Source organism: Massilia sp. GCM10023247 (assembly GCF_042653325.1).
In the GTDB taxonomy this organism is placed as follows: Bacteria; Pseudomonadota; Gammaproteobacteria; order Burkholderiales; family Burkholderiaceae_D; genus Telluria.
In genome coordinates this window covers 132,943-154,732 of sequence record NZ_JBHSIB010000009.1, presented here as the reverse complement: position 1 = coordinate 154,732, position 21,790 = coordinate 132,943, and the positions used below count along the sequence as shown (strand labels likewise).

Here is a 21,790-nt window from a genome sequence, read left to right as displayed (position 1 = left end):
GATTAAATCCAACAATTTCAATGACTTAAGCAATCCACGGGGATACTGTATATGTCCACAGCCTTGCAAGACATGGTTTTACAACATGTGAACAAGTGTGATTTTGCTGCGCTGCGAAAAGCTGTGGATTGGGGAAAACCGGTGGCGGCAAGCGCCACCCTGGTGTCAGATCAGCACGCGCCGGCGCGCTGGCGGCGGCTGAAGCTGTGCACCGCTTCCACCATCGCCGTCACCGACTCCGGCGGGGTGAACTGCGAGATGCCGTGGCCGAGGTTGAACACGTGCCCGGAACCCGGCGTTGGCGCGCCATAGGCGCTCAGGGAGCGCTCGACTTCGGCGCGGATCTGCTCCGGCGCGGCGAACAGGATCGCCGGGTCCAGGTTGCCCTGCAGGGCAACGCGGTCACCGACCAGGGCGCGCGCGCGGCCCAGGTTCATGGTCCAGTCCAGGCCGAGCGCGTCGGCGCCGATATCGGCCATCTCCTCTAGCCAGATGCCGCCGCCCTTGGTGAAGACGATGGCCGGAATGCGCACGCCGTCCTTTTCGCGCTGGAGCTGGCTCACTACCCGTTCCATGTAGCGCAGCGAGAATTCCTGGTAGGCGCCGTCGGCCAGCGCACCGCCCCAGGAATCGAAAATCATGACGGCCTGGGCGCCGGCGTCGATCTGCGCGTTCAGGTACTGGGCGACGGCGGTCGCGTTGATCTCGAGGATGCGGTGCATCAGGTCCGGGCGCGCGTACAGCATCTTTTTGATGGTGTGGAATTCGCGCGATCCCTGCCCCTCGACCATGTAGCAGGCCAGGGTCCAGGGGCTGCCCGAGAAGCCGATCAGCGGCACGCGGCCATTGATCTCGGTGCGGATTTGCGTGACGGCCTTGAACACGTAGTCGAGCGAAGCCATGTCGGGCACCTGCAGCGCCATCACATCGGCCTCGGTGCGCAGCGGGCGCTCGAACTTCGGGCCTTCGCCGTCGGCGAAATACAAACCGAGGCCCATCGCATCCGGCACGGTCAGGATGTCCGAGAACAGGATCGAGGCGTCCAGCGGATAGCGGTCGAGCGGCTGCAGCGTCACCTCGGTCGCGTAATCCGGATTCTTTGCCAGGCCCAGGAACGAACCGGCGCGCGCGCGCGTGGCGCGGTATTCGGGCAGGTAGCGCCCCGCTTGCCGCATCAGCCAGACGGGCGTGTACTCGGTCGGCTGGCGCAGCAGCGCGCGCAGAAAGGTGTCGTTCTTGAGCGGAGCAAATTGTGGCATGGCAGACAATGGATGGCCTCAGAAGAGGGGTATTATCGCATCCTCCGCAGCCGGCGGGCACTGGCAGGCGTCCGGCGTCCTCGAGCGTCAGCCACCGCTGCGTTTCGGACGATGTCCCTGCTGGGCGAGCAGCTCCATGACCCGCTCGCAATGGTCGCCCTGCACTTCGATGACGCCGTCCTTGACCGTGCCGCCCGAGCCGCATGCCGCGCGCAGCTGCTTGCCGAGCAGCGCCAGCGCCGCGCCATCGAGGGCCAGCCCCTTGACCAGGGTAACGCTCTTGCCGCCCCGGCCTTTCGTCTGGCGCGACACGCGCACCACGCCATCGCCCTCAGGCGTGGCCTTGGCCTTGCACGCGCACTGCCCAAGGGGGTGCCGGCATTCGGGGCACATGCGCCCGCTCTCGCTGGAATAGACCAGGGCGCTGCTGGAACTGCTTTTCATGTCTTGCTCAGCATTTTTGGTGTGGAGCAGGCAAGTTTAACAGTGCCGGAGGTCCCCTTGTGGCGGCACTAGCGCCCCACGCCGATCCCGATGCCGATGCCGGAACCGCGCCCGCCACTGCCCCACCCGCCGAAAATCGACGTCGATACGCCGCTACGGTAGGCGCCGTCCCTGGTCGCCGACTGCAAGACGCAATTGCGCCAAGGGTCTGTGTTCATTGCATAACCCAGCTGCGTGCATGCCGGCCCGTACACGGCCATCATGCGCTCCATCTCAGCTTGTTCCTTCATTGCTTTTTCTTGAGGGGTCGTGCATCCGAGCAAGCAAACTACGCTCGCTGCCGACAATATCAAAGCGCGCATGGCGGTCCTCCTTGAGCGATCGATCGAACCAGCTTCAGCCTGGCAGGCCATGGAAGGATCATACATCTCACGCCAATACGGCGGCGTACGCTGGGCGCTGGATTGAAGCGGGCTGTGAACTGGACCAGAGCGCATCGATTCTCAGCGCCGCCTGCCTTTTCGTCCCATGTGCCGAGTGTAGAGCGCATCGTAGCCGGCGACCATTGCATCGACGCTATAGCTTTTCTTAATGTGCGCGCGGCCTGCGGCACCGTGCTCTTTTCGCAGCTGCGGATCGTTGATGTAAGTCGAAATCGCATCGACAAAGGACGCGGTATTTTCCGGGTCGGCCAGCAAGCCCGTTTGCTGATCCAGGACGAGTTGGGGAATACCGCCGACGCGGCTGGCCACGACTGGCAGGGCAGTCGCCATCGCCTCCAGGATGACGACCGGTGTGGCTTCGGAGTGGGATGGCAGCACGAAGATGGAGAACCCGCGCATGATGTCGGCGATGTCGGAGCGAGCGCCTGGCAGTGCGACGCGCTCGCCCCAGCCTTGCGAGGCAACGCGATCACGCAAGGTCCCGAGCAGGGGGCCGTCGCCCACGATGGCCAGACGCAGGTCGAATGCCGGCGCCGGGAAGCGTTCGAGCAGAACCGCGAATATATCGAGCAGCCCGACATGGTTTTTAATACGGTCAACGCGCCCGACCGTACCTATCCAGCACGGCCGGGGTAGCGCCGGGGAAGCACCATCCGGGGACACGTACTGTTCTGTGTCTACCCCGTTAATGACCATGGCAATCTTGTGTTCCGGTACGCCGATGGTTTGGCGAAGCCAGTTACCGAGATCGGCCGATACCGGGACATATGCGTCGATGACGGGAATTAATAGTCGCCTCAGCAAATTATACTTGCTGTGTTTCCCATCGATTTCGATGCTGTCCCGGCCGTGCTCTGCGTGTATCCGCACCGGAACGCCTGCCAGCAATGCGATGGCTTGATATTCGATCGTTCCGACATTGTAGGTATGCAGGACTGCAGGCCGCAAACGGCGCAGCAGCCGCCACAATTTGAGATGCGTGGTTACGCTGTTCCCGGGTGGTTTGTCCAGGTCATGGAACACGACGTCCGTCCTGCTGATTCTGGCCGCCTCATCTTTCGCATCGGTCAGGCAGATGACTGCGTGACGATAATTCTGCACCGGCATGCGATTGATGCATTCCGCCACGAGCGTCTGCAACCCGCCGCACCCGAAGCTGTAGACGAGATGCGCGACGAGCGGGACATCACCGTGCGCGACTTTTTCCTTTGCCGAATTCGCCATATCAACCGGACAGTACTGGAATGTTGAAGCGACGTTGCTGTGCTGCCTGGAGGAACAGCCGTATCTGGCCCTGGGTGGTCTCATTCCAGCTGAAGCCTTCGGCATAAGCACGTGTCGCAGCATGGTCCGGATAGTGAGCGCGCAGCTGGCGCACGCCGTCGGCCACGCATTGCGGCGTTGGACTCGGCATTAGCACCCCCGCCGCCGGGTCGCACACGACTTCCGCGGTCCCGCCCACATCGCTGGCAATCACGGGCGTGCCGCATGCCATCGCTTCCAGTAGTACATTAGCCCAACCCTCGCGGCTTGATGCCAATACGAGCGCGTCGGCAGCGCCATAGTACTCACGCAAGCTTGGCTGAGGTAAAGGCCCCAGAAAGTGCACCCTGTCGGCCACGCCGGCAGCGTGTGCCCTCGCTTCCAACCGCTTCCGGTCGGGCCCGCTGCCGGCGATCATCAGGTCGACGTCAGGCAAGTCGGCCAGGGCCGACAGGATGTGATGATGTCCCTTGTTTTCTATCAGATGCCCTACCGATAACAGGGTAAAGCGGTTCATGTTCAGCTTTCTACGCATTGCCTCGCGGTCGACCGGTCTGAAAAGCGCGAGGTCGACGCCATTTCGCAATGGGGTGATGTTGTGTTCATCCATCCCGAACTCGACCATCCTGGTTTTCAGCGCCTGACACACGCTGATCATTGCGGCCGATTGTTCACTCGCCCACAGCATCATGCGTCCGGCGATCGGATCTTTCATGAGCACGTTGATGTCTGACCCAAGCGCGGAAATCACGACCGGTTTGTTGAAATACTTCGCGAGCAAAACCGCTGCCACACCGTCAGGGTAGCAATAATGCGCGTCGATCACGTCGAACTCATATCCTTCGTCCAGCAAACGGCCTAACACTGGCCTGGCGGACAAGGCCATGCTGAAGGGTGCCAGATACATATTCATCTTTGGTATCGCGACATAACGCGGATGAAATACCTCCACACCGACGCGGTTTTCGCGTTTCGGTGCCTTGGCAAAAAGGTGATATGTCCCGAAAGCCTCATGGGAAAATGGAAACCAGGGAACAGGCGCTACGACTTTCGCTTCGACCTCGCCGGTGGCGAGCTGGTGCCTCAACGTCGTTTCAGTGAATATCCCATGATGGGGTTTCGCAGCGTTAGGAAACAGGGTACTGAACGTTAGAATTTTTATCGGCATGTCAGTAACGGGCAAGTTGTCAGTCTCGATCAGGAAATAGCGAAGGCGATGCTCCGCTTCGGCAAGAGTTCAATACTGGCGTGGCGTGGTCGATCTGGCGTGGAGTCCTCCCGATATTCGATAATGTGTTGTTCGACACCAGTCCAGGCATGAGCCTGCAGGCTCGGCACCGGAGCAGGTGGATTCGGATAACAGCGCGCCGGCAGCGGCTGGGCGCATCAGCCCTGCGGCCTAACTCATCCGCTGGTGATGCGCAAAACATAAGCAATTAGCAGGCCAAGCATGTAAGTATTTGAAACGGATGAGTTACCGACCGCTGTTTCATTGCAAGTAACCAGCAGTTGTAAATGTTTCCGACAATGTAAGGATTGGTAGCAAACGACTTTTTCGTGCGTTTGCCCACGGGGTGCGCGCCCCGGCGCGTCAGGCACCAGCGCGCTGCCGCTCACCCGCCCACGCTCTTATAATGCGGTTCCACCTTCAAAAATGCCGACGCCATGACCCAGCCGAACCGCAAACAGGCCGCTCCCTGCGGCACCTGGACTTCCCCGATCAGCGCCGCCGTGGTTGCGGCCGGCGCCACGCCGCTGTCGCAGGTGGCGCTCGACGGCGCCGACGTGCTGTGGCTGGCCGGGCGCGCCAGCGAAGCCGGGCGCACGACGCTGCAGCGCTGGCGCGCGGGCGAGGTCGCGGAACTGACCCCGGCCCCGTTTAACGTGCGCACCCGCGTGCACGAGTACGGCGGCGGCGCCTATGCGGTGGACAAGGGCACGGTCTGGTTCTCGCATTTCGCCGACAACCACCTGTACCAGGCCGATGCCGGTGCCGAACCACGCATGCTCACCAAGGAGGACGCGGTGCGCTACGCCGACTTCGTGCCGGATCGCGCCCGCAAGCGCCTGGTCGCCGTGCGCGAAGACCACCTCGCAGGCGAGGCCTATCCCGTGAACACGATCTGCGCGGTCGGCTTCGATGGCCTTGAGACCATCCTGGTCGACGGCAACGATTTTTATGCGGCGCCGCGCCTGTCGCCAGACGGGAAACAACTGGCATGGCTGTGCTGGGACCATCCGCGCATGCCCTGGCAGAGCACCGAGCTGTGGGTGGCCGACATCGCGGACGACGGCAGCCTGGTCGACGGCCGCCTGATCGCCGGCGGCCTGGAAGAATCGATCTGCCAGCCCGAATGGTCGCCCGACGGCCTGCTGCACTTCGTGTCGGACCGCAGCGGCTGGTGGAATCTGTATCGTTTCGAGGACGGCGTCGTGCATCCGCTGTGCCCGCGCGAAGCGGAGTTCGGCGGCCCGCACTGGAGCTTCGGCGGCTCGATGTACGGCTTCCGCTCCGAGGACGAAATCGTCTGCACCTATATCGAGGACGGCGTCAGCCGCCTGGCGCGCCTGTCCACGCGCGGCTGCACGCTCGAACCCATCGAGACGCCTTATGAAGAAATCCGCGAATTGCGCGTCTCGCCCGAGCACGTCGCCGTGCTGGCCGGCTCGCCGACGATCGCGCTGGAGCTGGCCCTGATCGACCCGGAGACGGGGAAGCGCAGCATTTTGGTGCAGTCGAGCACGAACCTGCCGGATGTACAGTACCTGTCGGTCCCGCGCAGCATCCGCTACCGCAGCGCCAACGGGCGCACCGCCTACGCGTTTCACTATGCGCCGGCAAACAAGGACTTCGAGGCGCAGCCGGGCGAATTGCCGCCGCTGATCGTGATCGGCCACGGCGGCCCGACCGGGATGGCGACCAGCACGCTGAAGCTGGCCACCCAGTTCTGGACCAGCCGCGGCTTTGCCGTGCTGGACGTGAACTATGGCGGCAGCACCGGTTTCGGGCGCGTCTACCGCGACCTGTTGAAGGGCCAGTGGGGCATCATCGACGTCGAGGACTGCGTGGCCGGTGCGCGCCACCTGGCCGACAACGGCCTGGCCGATCCCGAACGCCTGCTCATTCGCGGCAGCAGTGCCGGCGGCCTGACCACCCTGTGCGCCCTCACCTTCCACGATGTCTTCAAAGCCGGGGCCAGCTATTACGGGGTGTCCGACCTGGCGGGGCTCGACGCCGACTCGCACAAGTTCGAATCGCACTACAACGAATACCTGATCGCGCCGAAAGCGCATGCGGACCAGGTGTATCGCGCGCGCTCGCCGATCCACCATACCGATGCCTTGCAGCGCCCGATGATCTTCTTCCAGGGACTGGACGACAAGGTGGTGCCGCCGCAGCAATCGGAAACCATGGTCGATGCCCTGCGCGCACGCGGCGTGCCGGTCGCCTACATCACGCTCGAGGGCGAGGGACATGGCTTTCGCAAGGCCGACAGCGTGGTGCGCACGCTGGAAGCGGAGCTGGCGTTTTATTTGCGCGTGTTCGGCATCCCGGCGCCGCAAGGATTGCCATCGGTCGAGATCGAAAACCTGGCTGCATGACCGAAGCCAGCCTGACCGACGCCTTCGCTGCCTGCACGGCGCACCAGAAGCTGATCCTCGGCCTGCTGGCGCTGGCCGGCGAGCCGTTCGGGCGCACGCGCCTGCGCGAGCACCTGGAGCCGCTCGGCGAATTCGCCTCCGAGGACGCGCTGACAAGCGAGCTGGCGCAGCTGCGCGAGCGCGGCTTGACGAGCGAGCTGGCTTCGCGCGGCACCGTCGTCGCGCCGCCCGCCGCGTGGCCGGCCATCGACTACCTGCTGCGTCACGGCCGTTTTACCGAGCTGCGCGACGTGTTCGAGAGCGTCAGCCCGCTGCGGCGCGACTGGCAGGGCAACCCGGTACTGCGCAGCTACCGCCAGGGGCTATCGCTGCTGCGCATGGCGCTGATCGGCGGCGACGGCCCGAAAACGGTGCTGCCGCTGCTGGACGCCTGCCGGCGCTGCCATGAGGCGGCCTACCTGCACCCGCTGGTCGAGATCTGCGCGCGCCCCTTCGAACCCGAGCTGGTCGAGCGCATCAACCCGGCACTGAGGCACGGGGTGCTGGCGGTGCTGGTCGACCATGTCCAGCGCGAGCCGGGCGCCGCGCCCGCGATCCGCGCCTATGCCGAAGCCCTCGCGGCCGACCCGCATGCGTCGATCGAGCTGCGCGACAACCTGGCCGAGCACCTGATCCTGTGCGGGCGCCTGGACGATGCCGCCGCCCTGCTGGCCGGCCTGGACGACTCGACCGCCCTGTTCTACCGCAGCGTGCTGCTGCTCCTGCGCGACCATATCGACGAAGCGCTGGCCGGCTTCGACGCGGCCTTGAAACTGCTGCGCCGCGAGACTGGCAAGCGCAAGCAGGTATTCGAAGGCATCGGCGGCCACCTGTATGTGGCGGCCCTGCTGCGGCGCGCCGACAGCAAGCATCAAAAGGCGGTCGAGAGCTACCTCGACAGCGCCACGCGCGCCGTGCAGAGCCACGACACGGCCGTGTACCAGCAACTCTCCATGCTGCGCCAGATCCGCGGCGGCACGGTCGACGCCGAGGTGCTGCCTTCGCGCAACTGGGAGACGGCGCTGCAGCCGGTGCTGTTCCGCGCCCTGCTGCACTGGTGGCTCGGCATGCCGCAACTGGCGCAGCAGCGCCAGCGCCTCGAGGAAGCGCTGGCGCTCTCGGAAAGCGCCGGCTTCGGCTTCATCAGCGCCCAGCTGGCTGCCCTGCTCGGGCAGCTCGGCGGACCGGGTGCGGTCGGGCACGAGCAGCGCGCGATTGCCTTGCGCCAGCAGGGCCGCTTCACCGACATGAGCCACTGGTTCGAGCGCGAACAGCCGTGGGAACGCCAGCTCAACGCCTTGATCAACCTGCAGCCGGCCGTGAACGTCGAGGCGGTAAAAGAATCGCGCCTGGTCTGGCTGGTCCGCTACGATCCGCACCTCGGTGTGCAGGAACTCGAGCCGCGCGAACAGAAGCGCGACGCGCAGGGCGCCTGGAGCCGCGGCCGCCCGGTCGGGCTGAAACGCCTGCTCGATAGCGCGGCCACGCTCGACTTCCTCACCGCCCAGGACGTCCTGGTGGTGTCGACCATCGGCGCCGCGCGCCAGTATTACGGCAGCGGGCTGCGCTACGAATTCGACCTCGACAAGGCGCTGGCGGCGCTGATCGGGCACCCGCTGCTGTTCTGGTTCGATGCGCCCGGCACCCGGGTCGAACTGCTGCCGGGGGAGCCGGAATTGCTGGTCAAGGCGGCGCGCGAGCAGGTCACGATTTCGCTGCGTCCTCCGGTGCGCGAAGGCGCCGGCGACGTGGTCGTCACGCGCGAGACGCCGACCCGCCTGCGCGTGGTGCGCATCCGCGACGAGCACCGCCGCATCGGCGCCATCGTCGGCGAATCGCTGGTGGTGCCATTGGAGGCCGAGGTGCGGGTGCTGCAGGCGATCGGCGCGATTTCCTCGATCGTCACCGTGCAGTCGGACATCGGCGCCAGCGCGGCCGACATCGAGCGCATCACGGCCGATGGCCGCCTGCACGTGCACCTGCTGCCCTACCACCAGGGCCTGCGCATGCGCATCCTGGTGCGCCCGCTGCCCGACAGCGGCGCCTATTACGCGCCCGGCAGCGGCGCCGAGCGCGTGATCGCCGATTTCAACGGCGTGCGCACCGAGGCCAGGCGCGACCTGAACGCCGAGCGCGAAGCCGAACGCCAGCTGGTGGCGAGCTGCCCGGCCTTGGAAGGCGCCGAGGAAGAACACGAAGAATGGCTGCTCGGCGCGCCGATCCACTGCCTGGAACTGGTGAGCCAGTTGCAGGAGCTCGACCCGGAGCGGGTCGTCATCGCCTGGCCCGAGGGCGAGCCCTTCCGCGTCAGCAAAAAGGTGAGCGCCAGCGCGGTGCGCCTGAACATCAAGCGCGACAAGGACTGGTTCGCCGCGAACGGCGAGATCGTGGTCGACGAAAACCGGGTGCTGGACCTGCGCCACCTGCTCGACAAGGTGCGCAGCAGCGAGGGACGTTTCGTGGCGCTGGGCGACAACCAGTTCCTCGCCCTGAGCCACGAACTGCACCGGCGCCTGACCGATCTCGCCGCGTACACCGATGCCGACCAGGAAGCGCTGCGCGTGCACCCGCTGGCCAGTTTCGCGCTGGAGGAACTGGCCCTCGAGGCGGGTAGCGTCGACGTCGATAAAGCCTGGCGCACCCACCTGCAAAAGATGGCCGAGAGCGCCGAGTATGTGCCGCAGCTGCCGTCCACGCTGCAGGCCGAGCTGCGCGACTACCAGGTGGAAGGTTTCGAATGGCTGGCGCGCCTGGCGCACTGGGGCGTGGGCGCCTGCCTGGCCGACGACATGGGGCTCGGCAAGACGCTGCAGGCGCTGGCCCTGATCCTGCTGCGCGCGCCGCACGGCCCGACCCTGGTGGTGGCGCCGACCTCGGTCTGCACCAACTGGATCGCGGAAGCCGCGCGCTTCGCGCCGACCCTGAACGTCAGCTTGTTCGGTCCCGGCGAACGGGCGGCGATGCTGGAAGAGGCAGGTCCTTTCGATCTGGTCGTGGCCAGCTACGGCCTGCTGCAGCTGGAGGCGCCGCTGTTCGCCAAGAAGAAGTGGCACACGATCGTGATGGACGAGGCGCAGGCATTCAAAAACGCGGCCACGCGCCGCTCGCAGGCGGTGATGGCCCTGCAGGGAGCGTTTCGCATGGTGGCGACCGGCACCCCGCTGGAAAACCACCTCGGCGAACTGTGGAACCTGTTCCGCTTCATCAATCCGGGCCTGCTCGGCACGGCCGACCAGTTTCAGTTGCGCTTTGCCGGACCGATCGAAAAGGCCCAGCAGGACAAGAACTACGACAAACGTGCCGAAGCCGGCGCCCGCGCGCGTCTGAAACGCCTGACGCAGCCCTTCATCCTGCGCCGCACCAAGAGCCAGGTACTGACGGAACTGCCGCCGCGCACCGAGATCGTGCTGCCGGTGGAGCTGACGCCGGAGGAAACGGCGCTGTACGAATCGCTGCGCCGTGAAGCGCTCGATAAACTGGCGGCGCTGGAGGCGCCGCAAAGCCAGAAGTCGATCGCGATCCTGGCCGAGATGATGCGGCTGCGGCGCGCGGTCTGCAATCCGGAGCTCGTCGCCCCCGGCCTCGGGATCGCCAGCAGCAAGCTGGCCGCGTTCGCGCACCTGGTCGAGGGCCTGCTCGAGAACCGCCACAAGGTGCTCGTGTTCAGCCAGTTCGTCGATCACCTGTCGCTGATTCGCCGGCACCTCGATGCGCGCGGGATCCGCTACCAGTACCTCGACGGCGCAACCCCGATGCAGGAGCGTAAAAAGCGGGTCGACGCCTTCCAGGCGGGAGAGGGAGAGCTGTTCCTGATCAGCCTGAAGGCGGGCGGGGTCGGCATCAATTTGACGGCGGCCGACTACGTGATCCACATGGACCCGTGGTGGAACCCGGCGGTGGAAGACCAGGCCTCGGACCGCGCGCACCGCATGGGCCAGCAGCGGCCGGTGACGATCTACCGGCTGGTCGCGCGCCACACGATCGAGGAAGGCATCGTCGAGCTGCACCGCCACAAGCGCGACCTGGCCGACAGCCTGCTCGAAGGCGGCGACGCCGCGGCGCGCATGTCGCCGGCCGACATGCTGGCGATGCTGCACCAGGGGCTCGGCGCGCTGGCCGCCCCGCCTGGCGCCGGCAAGCGATCCATGTGATGATGCCGCTTTTTCGAACCGAACCTGGCCGGATTGTTACAACACCAAAGGCGCGCAGCGGGCGCGAAAAATGCTAATCTGGCGCGCTGCCGCGTTCCACGACAGCGCCTGACAGCACCTCCAGGGCTAGCCGCAGCCATGGGGTTGTTGCCATACGCTCGACGCGCCGCCCACCCGACTTTTTATTTTTACGGGCCGAATACATGATCAAAACCAAACTCGCGCTGGCAGCCATCATCGCCAGCCTCGCCCTGGCGCCAGTGGCCGCCAAGGAAACCAAAAAATCCTCGAAGCCGAAAGCGGCCAAGGTCGTCGCCAAGGCGGGGAAATCGAAAGGCTCCGCCAAGCGCGTGGCCGCTCCCAAGGCCAAGGCCGCCGCCAAATCCACGGGCAAGAACAAGGGCAAGGCCGTCGCCGCCGCGGCCGGCCTGGCCGCCGGTGCCGCGGCCGCCAGCGACCGGGCGCCAACGCCGGTCGCGAGCGAGAAGCGCCTCGACCGCCGCGCCGATTCGCTGTCGATGCAGTACCTGACGGCGCTGTGGCGCGTCGATCCGGAAGGCGGCATCGCGGTCGGCAAGTTCGACGTCGCCGCCAACCTGACCATTCCCGACGATGCCACGCGTGCGAAAAAGCTCGCCTTTGCCAACGAGTGGCTGGAAAAATTCGGCAAGCTCGACACGCGCCAGCTGTCGCCGCGCCAGCGCACCGACCTCGCGCTCCTGATCAACAAGCTCGAGACCGACCGCTGGCGTTTGACGACCTTCCGCGAGTTCGAATGGAACCCGGCGCTGTACAACATCGCCCAGCCGCTCGACCTGATCCTCAACACCGAATACGCAGCAAAACCGCAGCGCCTGCGCACCATCCTCAAGCGCCTGACGAACGTGCCGGCCTATTACCAGGCGGCCCAGGCCAGCATCGTCAACCCGACCCGCGAGCACACCCAGCTGGCGATCGCGCAGGCGCCGGGCACGCTGGTGGTGCTGGCCGACCTTGGCCAGGCAGCGCAGAACTCGATCCTGACTGCGCAGGAAAAGGCGATCTTCGCCCAGCGCATCGCGAACGCCGGATCGGCCGTCATCGGCTATGTCGACTTCCTGACGAAGCTGGAAGCGACGCAGTCGCAAAACGGCAAGGCGCGCCCGTTCAGGATCGGCAAGGCCTTGTATGAACAAAAATTCGCGCTCGAGATCCAGTCGTCCAGCACTGCCGAGCAGACCTTCCGCAAGGCCCTGGCCGCGCGCGAGGAACTGCTCACGCGCATGAACGCGATCTCGGACGAACTCTGGCCGCGCTACATGGCCGGGACAGCCAAGCCGCAGGACCGCTTCCAGAAAATCGGCATGCTGATCGATAAGCTGTCGGCGCGCCACGTCGCGCGCGAAAACTTCTTCCCCGAGATCCGGCGCCAGATCCCGCTGCTGCAGGACTGGGTGATCAAGAACGACCTGCTCACGCTCGACCCGGACAAGCCGCTCGAAGTGCGCGAGACGCCGATGTACCAGCGCGGCGTGGCCGGCGCCAGCATCGACGCGCCGGGTCCGTACCGCCCCAAGGACAAGACCTATTACAACGTGACGCCGCTCGACGGACTGTCGGCGGAACAGGCCGAGAGCAGCCTGCGCGAGTACAACGAGTGGATCCTGCAGATCCTGAACATCCACGAGGCCATCCCCGGCCACTACGCCCAGCTGGTGCACGCGAACCGTTCGCCTTCGCTGGTGAAATCGCTGTTCGGGAACGGCGCGATGGTCGAGGGCTGGGCCGTGTACGGCGAGCGCATGATGCTCGAGTCGGGCTACGGCGGGAATGCGCCCGAGATGTGGCTGATGTACTCGAAGTGGAACCTGAGAAGCGTCACCAACACCATCCTCGACTACTCGGTGCACGTGCTCGGCATGGGCCGCGAAGAGGCGCTCGACCTGTTGACGCGCCAGGCCTTCCAGACGCGCCAGGAAGCGGTCGAAAAATGGCGCCGCGTGCAGCTGTCGTCGGTGCAGCTGACCAGCTACTTCAGCGGCTACGAGCAGATCATGGAACTGCGCGAACAGCGCCGCCAGGCGCTCGGCGAGCGCTTCAACCAGAAGCAGTTCCACGACCAGTTCCTCAGCTACGGCAACGCGCCGGTGAAAATGATCGCGGAACTGATGCGCGACTGAGACGGAACTGGGCGGCAAGCTTGCCGCAGCAGCGAACCGGGGCCACGTGCCCCGGTTTTTTTATGGGCCTGCCTGTCCCAGCGTTCTTGTTGAGTTCAAAACGACAGGGATTCGCCTATTCCGTCAGCTACATACAACGGACACGCCCCGCTTTGACCACGGTGTTGCCATAAATCATGCGACATTTTGGCCACACCGTACATGCTTCTCGGAAACCAAATGAGGAAGGAGCTAATGATTCGTGGCATTATCATTACTGTCCTGATAGCGTTAGCGTTTTGCAACAGTGCGTTTTTGTCCTGAGAGACAGCCAGAACGGCGTTTCGAAACCCCATATCATCCACAACCGGAGAGCTTCAATGAAGAAAAAGAGCCTTGCCATCGCCCTGTTATCCCTGCTGCCGCTGGCAGCCTATGCGCAGTCCAGCGTGACGATCTACGGCATTGCCGACGCCTCGGTCGGCCGTGAAGACAGCGACGCGCCGGGCGTCGGCAGCCGCACCGTGATCAGCTCGGGCACCCAGTCGACCAGCCGCATCGGCTTCCGCGGCACCGAAGACCTGGGCAATGGCCTGAAGGCGCTCTTCAACTTCGAAGCCGGCGTCGCCCTCGACAATGGCGCCGGCGATACGGCAGGGCTGTTCCAGCGCCGCGCCGTGGTCGGCCTGCAAGGCGGATTCGGCACCGTCACCGTGGGCCGCGAATACAGCCCGATCGCCACCGTCGTCCAGTCCGGCGACCCGCTCGGCCACGGTTTCTACGGTTCCAGCCTGGCTGGCTTCGGTAACCTGCGCGCGACCCGCCGCCTGTCGAACTCGGTCAACTACAAGAGCAACTCCATGGCCGGCTTCACGGCCCTGGCCGCATACAGCGCGGGCGAGCGCACCCCAAGCGATCCATCCGGTGACCTGGCTGGCGTCGCGCTCGAATACCGCAACGGCCCGGTGTACGTTGGCGGCGGCTACCACCGTGTCGAGCGCCTGGCGACCGGCGACGACAAGGAACTGGCGTTCGCCGCAGGCATCACCATGGGCGCGTTCGAAGTGCGCGGCAGCTATATGGAAGCCGATCCTGAAGGCGCGAACAACGAGTTCAAGCACTACATCCTGGGCGGTACCTACACTGCCGGCGTCAACAAGTTCTTCCTGGCGGGGCACCAGCAGCGCCTGCAGACCGGCGCCCGCGGCAACGGCTTCTCGCTGGCCTATACCTACACCCTGTCCAAGCGCACCAACCTGTACACCAGCTATGCGCGCGTGAACAACAACGGCCTCGGCGCGTTCGGCCTGACTTCGGCGGGCGGCAGCTTCAACCCGCCGGCCACCGCCTTCGGCGCCGATCCATCGGTGTTCAACGTCGGCGTGCGCCACTCGTTCTAAGCACGTCCGCGACGACACGGCAGCGGCCGGCCAGTCAGACTGGCCGGCCGCTGCCGCTTTCCCCTTCCCTTTCCGCTTCCATCTTCCCATCCTGTGCAAAACCGCACAAATGGCGTGCCTGCGCTCCGCTTGTGTGCAATTGCTCGCGGTCTACAATCAATTGGCGATTTCCCGTCGCAACAACCATAACGACAGCCGGAGACCAGCCATGACCACCAGCCTTCCTGCGCCCGCCTCCTAGCAGCAGCTGTCTTCCCGCCTGTTACCGATCCCGCCGGCCCCGTGGTGCGCCTTGCTGCACCGCCGCGTCCTCACGTCCGGCTTTTTCGCAGTCTCGCAGTCATTCCTACGCAACGGAGGCTTCATGGCATTTTCGTTTTCACGGGCGGCCCGCCGCGCCCTTTTTCTCGCCGCGCTCGCACCCTGGGCCGGCGCCCAGGCCCAGGTGCAGGCCGGCCCGGGCACCTGGAGCGGCAACCAGACCTGGGCCACCGACACCGTCAACGGCGGCGCGCTGACCGGCTATTACTACTGGCCCGCCACCGCGCCTGCGCTGGCCGCCAAGCGCGCCCTGGTGCTGGTGCTGCACGGCTGCGCCCAGACCGCGGCCGGCGACATCATCGACGGCGCCAGCGACAAGGGCTATAACTGGAAAGGCGCCGCCGACCAGTACGGCGCGGTGATCCTGGCGCCGAACGCCACCGGCAACCTGTACGGCGCGCACTGCTGGGACTGGGCGAAAAGCACGCACAGCCGCAGCACCGGACATTCCGGCGTGCTGCTCGACCTGATCAACCGTTTCGTCAACAACCCGCAGTATGCGATCGATCCGAAGCAGGTGTATGTCGCCGGCCTGTCCGGGGGCGGCGCCGAAACGATGGTGCTCGGCTGCCTGGCGCCGGACATCTTCGCCGGCATCGGCATCAACGCCGGCCCGCCGCCGGGCGTGTCGACCTCGCAGATCGGCGCGGTCCCGTCCGGATACACGGCCACCACCGCCGCCAACAACTGCAAGACCCTGGCCGGCGCCAATGCGCCCGAGTTTGCCACCCAGGTCGCCAGCGTGATCTGGGGCACGAACGACTATACGGTGGCGCAGGGCTACGGCCCGCTCGACGCCCAGGCCATGCGCCTCGCCTACGGCGGCAGCTATACGAAGGGCGCCGCCGTGAGCGTGCCCACCGGCGGCAGCAACACGCCCTATACCGATGCGAACGGCAAGCAGCGCACCTCGGAAATCGTGGTGACCGGCATGGGCCACGCCTGGCCGGCCGGCCCCGGCGGGCAAAGCGGCAATTACGTCGACGCCAGCAAGGTGAACTACCCGGCCTTCGCCATGGACTTCTGGTTCAAGAACAACCTGCGCGTGGCGCGCGCGGCGCCGCCAACGGTGAATTCGTGCAGCGCCAGCGTCGCCGGTTCCACCGTGACCGTCAGCGGCGCGGCCAGCGGCACCATCGGCAGCTACCGGGTGGTGCTGAACGGGCCGACGCCGGTGGACGACGCCGCGGCCGGCAGCGGCGCCGGCTTCAGCAAGGCCTACGCCAGCCGCGCCGACGGCTACTACAGCGGCAGCGTCACGGCCACCGACAGCAGCACCGGCCTGAGCTCAACCGCCTGCGCCATCGCGCAATTTTTGGTCGGCACGGCGCCGGCGCTGCAGGCTCCGGCCAACCTGACGATCGGTGCGCGCAGCACCAGCAGCATCGCGCTGAGCTGGAACGCCTCGAACGGCGCCATCGGCTATCACGTCTACCGCAACGGCAGCAGGGTGAACGCCGCGGCGCTGACGACGACCGGGTATACCGATACCGGCCTGGCGGCGGCGACCAGCTACAGCTACCAGGTGTCGGCAGTCGGCAACGGCGGGGTCGAAAGTGCGCGCTCGGCAAGCGTCACGGCCAGCACCACGGATTCCGTCTGCACCGCGACCACCTCAAGCAATTACGCCCACGTGACGGCCGGACGCGCCCACGACAGCGGCGGCTATGCGCTGGCCAACGGCTCGAACCAGAACATGGGACTGAACAATACCTTCTACACGTCCACGCTGGCCCAGACCGCTCCCGGCTATTACGTCATCGGCAACTGTCCGTAACGCTGTCAGGCGTGTGCTTTTGCCGGGGTCGCGGCCCCGGTTTTTTTGCCTTGTGCGCAGGACCGTCCTCCATAAGTATTTGCTACTTAGAAACAATTGGTGAGTTTTTGGGCAAATATTCCCTGCTATTCTGGCCGCGCCGCGCGTGAGACGCGGTAACCAGGAGAATATGAATGGAACTGACCAATCACGCAGCGATCGCCGGCACCTCTCCGGTGGGCGCCTTCACCACGATGTTTTACGAGCCGACCAGGACCTTCCAGCAGCTCGAGGACAAGCCGAAGGGCTGGTTCCCGATGCTGGTGCTGATTGCGTCGACCTGCGCGGTCATGTTCTGGTATTACTCGATGGTCGATTTCGCCTGGTTGCTCGACCAGATGCTGACCACGATGAAGTCGGCCGAGGAACGCGAGGCGGCGGCCAAAGTCATGAGCAAGACCATGATGCAAGTGTCCACCCTCGGCAGCACGGTGGTGGGCTACCCGCTGGTGTTCGCCATTACCGGCGTCTACCTGATGCTCGTCTCGAAAGCCCTGTCGCGCGGCATTTCGTTCGGCAAAGGTTTTGCCCTGGCGGCGTGGTCCAGCGTGCCCGCCATCCTGCTGCTGCCCCTGGGCGCGATGCAGATCCTGATGGCATCAAGCGGCCAACTGAGCTATTCCGCGCTGAATCCCGTGTCGCTGAACCAGTTGCTGTTCCACTACGACATTGCGCACCCGCTCGCCAGCCTGATGGATACCGTCAGCCTGATGACCTTCTGGAACATGTTCCTGCTGGTGATCGGCTTCGAAACCTGGGCCAAGGTCAAGCGCTCGACCGCGATCCTGGTCGTCCTGGTTCCCTACCTCCTCGTGTACGGCCTGTGGTTCGCCTATGGCATGAGCCAACTTGCATGAAAAAGCAGCATATTCTCGGGATCGCGCTGGCCGCGATCTTCTGCGTCCCGGTCGTCATGAAATTCACCCGCGCCGAGCCGGCGCGGGCGGTGGAGGTGGAAAAAATCGGTTACCGCGACATCAAGTCGTCGGTGCTGGCCTCCGGCCACCTGCTCTATGAGGAGCAGGTGCTGCTGTCGCCGGAAGTCATCGGCAAGGTCAGCACGATCTTCGTCAAGGAAGGCCAGCAAGTGGCCAAGGGAGACCTGCTGCTGCACCTGGACGACCAGAGCTACCGGGCCGAAGTGGCGCAGCAGGAGGCGGCCGTCAAGCAGCAGCGCATCAATATCGAGCAGCAACAGCTGAACCTGGCGAACCAGGAAAACCAGCTCAAACGCAAGGCCGAGCTGCACCGCGTCAAAATGATCTCCGACGCCGTCATCGACGATGCCCGCTTTGCCGTCGACGGCGCCCGCATCGAATTGCGCAACAGCCGCACGCGCCTGGAACAGGTGGAAGCGATCTTGCGGCAGTCGAAGGAAAGGCTGGCCAAGACCACGATCCGCGCGCCGATCGGCGGCACCATCACGGCACTCGACATCAAGGTCGGCGAAACGGCTGTTGCCAGCCAGGTGGCGATCGCGGGCTCGAGCCTGATGACGATTGCCAACACCTCGACCATGATGACCGAAGTGAATGTCGACGAGGCCGACATCGCCAGGATCGTCATCGGCCAGGAAGTGGCGATCCACACGGCAGCCTATCCCGACACCCCGCTCAAGGGAGAAGTGGCGGTCATTCCGCTCTCGCCCAAGCAAACGCCGGGCGCGCCCCAGGCCGGCGCATCGCTGGCGCGCAGCTACAACGTCAAGGTCAAGCTGTCCGACGCGAAGGGCTTGATGCTGCGCCCCGGCATGACCTGCCGTGCCGAGATCTTCACGGCCAGCTCCGGCAAGTCGCTGTCGCTGCCGCTGCAGGCCGTGCTGTCGAACAACGACGAGAACACGAACGTCGCCAAGAAACAGGGATCGCGCGACAAGCTGCAAGTGAAAACCGAGCACTGGGTCTTCGTGAACAACGCCGGCAAGGCGGAAAAGCGCGTCGTCACCGTCGGCGTCTCCGACGACAGCCAGCAGCAGATCCTGAGTGGCGTGAAGGCGGGAGAAGGCGTCATCACCGGCCCCTATAAAATCCTGCGCCACCTGAAACCGGGGGACGCCGTCAGCGCCGGCAGCAGCGCGACATGAGCGGCAGCGCAGCCCTGATCCGCCTGGAAGGCATTGCCAAGCATTACCAGATGGGCGGCGAGACGATCGCTGCCCTGAACGGGATCGACCTCGAGATCGCGCGCAACGACTACGTCGCCTTCATCGGCTCTTCCGGCTCCGGCAAGTCGACCATGATGAATATCCTCGGCTGCCTCGACAGTCCGACCAGCGGCAGGTATTTCCTCAACGGCCGCGATGTCGCCGGGATGAGCGAAACCGATCTCGCCATCACCCGCAACGTCGAGATCGGCTTTATCTTCCAGAGTTTCAATTTGCTGACCCGGGCCACCGCGCTGCAGAACGTGATGCAGCCGCTGATCTACCGCGGCATCCGCCCCGCCGAGCGGGCGCGGCGGGCGAAAGAGGCGATGGCCCGCGTCGGCCTGGAAAAACGCATGGACCACCTGCCGAACCAGTTGTCGGGCGGCCAGAGGCAGCGGGTGGCGATTGCCCGCGCCCTGTGCAGTGAACCCTCGATCCTGCTGGCGGACGAACCGACCGGCAACCTCGACTCCTCGACCGCGGCCGACATCATGCACCTGTTCGACACCTTGCACGCCGAGGGCCAGACCGTCATCATCGTGACCCACGAGCCGGACATCGCGGCCCACTGCCGGCGCGCGGTGCGCCTGGCCGACGGCAAGGTCTTGAGCGACGTCGTCAACAGCGAGCGCCAGGCCTTCCGGGCACGCGAGGCAGCGCATGTTTAGCCTCTTCGAGAGTTTTCGCTCGGCGCTGCAGAGCATCCGCGCGCACAGCCTGCGCAGTTTTCTCACGTCTCTCGGCATCATCATCGGCGTGGCCTCGGTCATTGCCGTGGTGTCGATCATCCAGGGCCTGTCGGCCTCGATCAGCAGCGAATTCAAGGGGCTCGGCGCGAACAGCCTGACCGTGCGCTCGGACACACCGTTCGAAGAGGCGATGCAGGGCAAGCGCAACGTGCTGACCATGAACGACTTCGACAAGATCGTGTCCCACATCGACGACATCAGCAACGTGTCGCCGGCCTTTGGCCCCTTCGGCGACTTCGGTACCACCGTGCGCCACGCCGGCCAGTCGACTTTTACGCGGGTGACGGCCGTCACCGCCGCCTACCAGGAAGCGAGCCAGTCGTTTCCCCAGTATGGGCGCTTCATCCGGGGTGACGACGACCGCTCGCGGCGCAAGGTCTGCGTGATCGGTTCCAAGCTGCGCGACAAGCTGCAGTTGCCGGAAAACCCGGTCGGCAAATTCATCGAGATCGGCGGCGACTGGTTCAAGATCATCGGCATGAACGAAGAGAAAGGCGAAAGCTTCGGCTTTTCCAAGGACGATTACGTCCTGATCCCGTTCGCCGTGGGCGTGGCGATCGCCGGCAACGGCGCCAAGCTCGACATCGGTATCACGTTCACCGTCGACGACATCGAGCAGCTGGAAGCCGTGCAGGGCCGCCTGACCAGCCTGCTGCGCACGGCCCATCAACTGAAACCCGGGCAGCGCAACGGGTTCAAGGTGCAATCCGCGGCCGAGCTGGGAGAAACCTTCGAGAAGATCATCGGCATGATGACGATGGTCCTGGGCGGCATCGTCAGCGTCTCGCTGCTGGTGGGCGGCATCGGCATCATGAACATCATGCTGGTGTCGGTCACCGAGCGCACCCGCGAAATCGGCATCTGCAAGGCCCTCGGCGCCCAGCGCCACCACATCCTGCTGCAGTTCCTGATCGAAGCGACCACCCTGTCGCTGCTCGGCGGCCTGGTCGGACTCGGACTGGGTTACCTGCTGGGCTTCGGCGCGGCCAAGATGATCCCGAACTTCCCCGACGCCTTCGTGCCCTGGTGGGCGATCGCGATGGCGATCGGCTTTTCCAGCGCGGTCGGCATCGTATTCGGCATCATGCCGGCCGCCAAGGCCGCCAACCTGCATCCGATCGATGCCTTGCGTTACGAGTGATGCGCTGAAGGCAGCGCCAGCGCAATCAAAAACGGCGCCGGGAACAGATCCCGGCGCCGCTTTTTTTTGATTGGCGGCGCTGCCCGCCTCCCGGCCTGCGATCAGTAACCGACCGCGCCCACGCCGGCGCTCAGCATCCAGCCGCACAACAGCAGGAACAGCATCGCCATCGCAAACAGCACCGAGATGCGGCGGTTGGCGACGGCGTCCTCGAACATGGCCGGCTTGCCGTAGTTGCCGCCGACGAAATAGGCGTAGAACACGGTGGCCATGTAGTGCATGGCGCCGAAGAGCTCACCGAGTTCGCCCTTGCGCGGGTGGTCGACCAGCAGGTGCGACAGGGCGACCAGCGTCACGTAGACCACCGAGGCGCCCAGCGGCGGCAGGTACAGGCCCATCTGCTCGACCCAGCGCTGCAGGCCGGGACGCTTGCGCGCCAGGAAAGGCAAGATCAGGTTGTGCGTCAGGCCGGCGATCACGATCAGCTTGAGCAGCACGTTCTTGTGCAGGCTGCCGTTGCCCATTGCCATGTTGTGCAGGTTGGTTTCGGCCTGGCGGTTATTCTGGACGAAGAACTCGGGCGACGTGATGTTCAGCACGCGCTGGAACCAGCTGATTTCCTCGAGGGCGGCCAGCGCCACCAGTCCGGTCAGGCCTGCCAGCACCAGCAGCTCGAAGGCCGAGGTGCCCGGCTGCCCGCGGCGTTCGACGAAGACGAAGCCAAGCATGGCCGCGGTCGCCGTAAAGCAGAGGAACTGCATCCATTCGACGATACCATCTTCGACCAGCAGGCGTCCCAAGGCCCAGTCATTACCGGCCCAGGCCAGCGCCAGGCCAAGAACAAAAACATTGATGGCAATCGCCATGAGGATTACCG

General features: G+C 65.0%; 15 protein-coding genes. 9 read left to right on the top strand and 6 right to left on the bottom strand.

Annotated features, from left to right (window positions below):
* Positions 1 to 170 precede the first annotated feature (170 nt).
* From hemE to ACFPAH_RS08585, 5 genes are all read right to left on the bottom strand, one after another.
* Positions 171 to 1,259: a uroporphyrinogen decarboxylase gene (hemE, locus tag ACFPAH_RS08605; protein ID WP_379743667.1), complete on the bottom strand. Its 1,089-nt coding sequence runs from the start codon at positions 1,257 to 1,259 to the stop codon at positions 171 to 173.
* 87 nt (positions 1,260 to 1,346) lie between these two features.
* Entirely contained in the window at positions 1,347 to 1,703 is a 357-nt protein-coding gene (locus ACFPAH_RS08600; RefSeq protein ID WP_379743664.1) for a translation initiation factor Sui1, read from the bottom strand.
* Between the two features lie 68 nt (positions 1,704 to 1,771).
* Entirely contained in the window at positions 1,772 to 1,993 is a 222-nt protein-coding gene (locus ACFPAH_RS08595; protein ID WP_379743661.1) for a hypothetical protein, read from the bottom strand.
* A 213-nt stretch (positions 1,994 to 2,206) separates the two neighbouring features.
* Positions 2,207 to 3,370, bottom strand: coding sequence for a TIGR03088 family PEP-CTERM/XrtA system glycosyltransferase (locus ACFPAH_RS08590; RefSeq protein ID WP_379743658.1), 1,164 nt, complete (start codon positions 3,368 to 3,370; stop codon positions 2,207 to 2,209).
* Between the two features lies 1 nt (position 3,371).
* Entirely contained in the window at positions 3,372 to 4,571 is a 1,200-nt protein-coding gene (locus tag ACFPAH_RS08585) for a glycosyltransferase family 4 protein (RefSeq protein ID WP_417568500.1), read from the bottom strand.
* A 503-nt stretch (positions 4,572 to 5,074) separates the two neighbouring features.
* On the opposite strand from ACFPAH_RS08585, the gene ACFPAH_RS08580 reads away from it, so the two are divergent.
* The 9 genes from ACFPAH_RS08580 (at position 5,075) to ACFPAH_RS08540 (ending at position 20,913) form a co-directional block, all read left to right on the top strand.
* Positions 5,075 to 7,012, top strand: coding sequence for a prolyl oligopeptidase family serine peptidase (locus ACFPAH_RS08580; protein ID WP_379743652.1), 1,938 nt, complete (start codon positions 5,075 to 5,077; stop codon positions 7,010 to 7,012).
* A complete protein-coding gene (locus ACFPAH_RS08575) occupies positions 7,009 to 11,202 on the top strand; it encodes an SNF2-related protein (protein ID WP_379743649.1) in 4,194 nt (1,397 codons plus the stop codon). Before ACFPAH_RS08580 ends, ACFPAH_RS08575 begins: the two co-directional genes overlap by 4 nt.
* Positions 11,203 to 11,405: 203 nt before the next feature.
* A complete protein-coding gene (locus ACFPAH_RS08570; protein WP_379743646.1) occupies positions 11,406 to 13,361 on the top strand; it encodes a DUF885 domain-containing protein in 1,956 nt (651 codons plus the stop codon).
* A 359-nt stretch (positions 13,362 to 13,720) separates the two neighbouring features.
* On the top strand, positions 13,721 to 14,740 hold the full coding sequence (locus tag ACFPAH_RS08565) for a porin (RefSeq protein ID WP_379743643.1): 1,020 nt from the start codon (positions 13,721 to 13,723) through the stop codon (positions 14,738 to 14,740).
* A 364-nt stretch (positions 14,741 to 15,104) separates the two neighbouring features.
* Positions 15,105 to 16,838 carry a PHB depolymerase family esterase gene (locus tag ACFPAH_RS08560; RefSeq protein ID WP_379743640.1) on the top strand — a complete coding sequence of 578 codons (1,734 nt, stop codon included), beginning with the start codon at positions 15,105 to 15,107 and terminating at the stop codon, positions 16,836 to 16,838.
* 173 nt (positions 16,839 to 17,011) lie between these two features.
* On the top strand, positions 17,012 to 17,734 hold the full coding sequence (locus tag ACFPAH_RS08555; protein ID WP_379743637.1) for a YIP1 family protein: 723 nt from the start codon (positions 17,012 to 17,014) through the stop codon (positions 17,732 to 17,734).
* Complete coding sequence (locus tag ACFPAH_RS08550; RefSeq protein WP_379743634.1) at positions 17,731 to 18,960, top strand: efflux RND transporter periplasmic adaptor subunit; 1,230 nt, start codon at positions 17,731 to 17,733, stop codon at positions 18,958 to 18,960. The genes ACFPAH_RS08555 and ACFPAH_RS08550 overlap by 4 nt, the downstream gene beginning before the upstream one ends.
* Positions 18,957 to 19,691 (top strand): ABC transporter ATP-binding protein, encoded by a 735-nt coding sequence (locus tag ACFPAH_RS08545; RefSeq protein ID WP_379743631.1) that lies wholly within the window; start codon positions 18,957 to 18,959, stop codon positions 19,689 to 19,691. Before ACFPAH_RS08550 ends, ACFPAH_RS08545 begins: the two co-directional genes overlap by 4 nt.
* Positions 19,684 to 20,913 carry an ABC transporter permease gene (locus ACFPAH_RS08540; RefSeq protein WP_379743628.1) on the top strand — a complete coding sequence of 410 codons (1,230 nt, stop codon included), beginning with the start codon at positions 19,684 to 19,686 and terminating at the stop codon, positions 20,911 to 20,913. The genes ACFPAH_RS08545 and ACFPAH_RS08540 overlap by 8 nt, the downstream gene beginning before the upstream one ends.
* Before the next feature lie 101 nt (positions 20,914 to 21,014).
* Here the strand turns inward: ACFPAH_RS08540 and ACFPAH_RS08535 are convergent, their stop codons facing one another.
* Positions 21,015 to 21,779 carry a hypothetical protein gene (locus ACFPAH_RS08535; RefSeq protein WP_379743625.1) on the bottom strand — a complete coding sequence of 255 codons (765 nt, stop codon included), beginning with the start codon at positions 21,777 to 21,779 and terminating at the stop codon, positions 21,015 to 21,017.
* Positions 21,780 to 21,790 lie beyond the last annotated feature (11 nt).

Excerpts from the sequence above, each read along its gene's own strand:
- ACFPAH_RS08555 (WP_379743637.1), top strand. The coding sequence starts at position 17,012 with ATGGAACTGACCAATCACGCAGCGATCGCCGGCACCTCTCCGGTGGGC.
- ACFPAH_RS08550 (WP_379743634.1), top strand. The coding sequence starts at position 17,731 with ATGAAAAAGCAGCATATTCTCGGGATCGCGCTGGCCGCGATCTTCTGC.
- ACFPAH_RS08575 (WP_379743649.1), top strand. The coding sequence starts at position 7,009 with ATGACCGAAGCCAGCCTGACCGACGCCTTCGCTGCCTGCACGGCGCAC.
- ACFPAH_RS08560 (WP_379743640.1), top strand. The coding sequence starts at position 15,105 with ATGGCATTTTCGTTTTCACGGGCGGCCCGCCGCGCCCTTTTTCTCGCC.
- ACFPAH_RS08600 (WP_379743664.1), bottom strand. The coding sequence starts at position 1,703 with ATGAAAAGCAGTTCCAGCAGCGCCCTGGTCTATTCCAGCGAGAGCGGG.
- ACFPAH_RS08595 (WP_379743661.1), bottom strand. The coding sequence starts at position 1,993 with ATGAAGGAACAAGCTGAGATGGAGCGCATGATGGCCGTGTACGGGCCG.
- ACFPAH_RS08535 (WP_379743625.1), bottom strand. The coding sequence starts at position 21,779 with ATGGCGATTGCCATCAATGTTTTTGTTCTTGGCCTGGCGCTGGCCTGG.
- ACFPAH_RS08540 (WP_379743628.1), top strand. The coding sequence starts at position 19,684 with ATGTTTAGCCTCTTCGAGAGTTTTCGCTCGGCGCTGCAGAGCATCCGC.
- ACFPAH_RS08580 (WP_379743652.1), top strand. The coding sequence starts at position 5,075 with ATGACCCAGCCGAACCGCAAACAGGCCGCTCCCTGCGGCACCTGGACT.
- ACFPAH_RS08565 (WP_379743643.1), top strand. The coding sequence starts at position 13,721 with ATGAAGAAAAAGAGCCTTGCCATCGCCCTGTTATCCCTGCTGCCGCTG.
- ACFPAH_RS08545 (WP_379743631.1), top strand. The coding sequence starts at position 18,957 with ATGAGCGGCAGCGCAGCCCTGATCCGCCTGGAAGGCATTGCCAAGCAT.
- ACFPAH_RS08570 (WP_379743646.1), top strand. The coding sequence starts at position 11,406 with ATGATCAAAACCAAACTCGCGCTGGCAGCCATCATCGCCAGCCTCGCC.
- hemE (WP_379743667.1), bottom strand. The coding sequence starts at position 1,259 with ATGCCACAATTTGCTCCGCTCAAGAACGACACCTTTCTGCGCGCGCTG.
- ACFPAH_RS08590 (WP_379743658.1), bottom strand. The coding sequence starts at position 3,370 with ATGGCGAATTCGGCAAAGGAAAAAGTCGCGCACGGTGATGTCCCGCTC.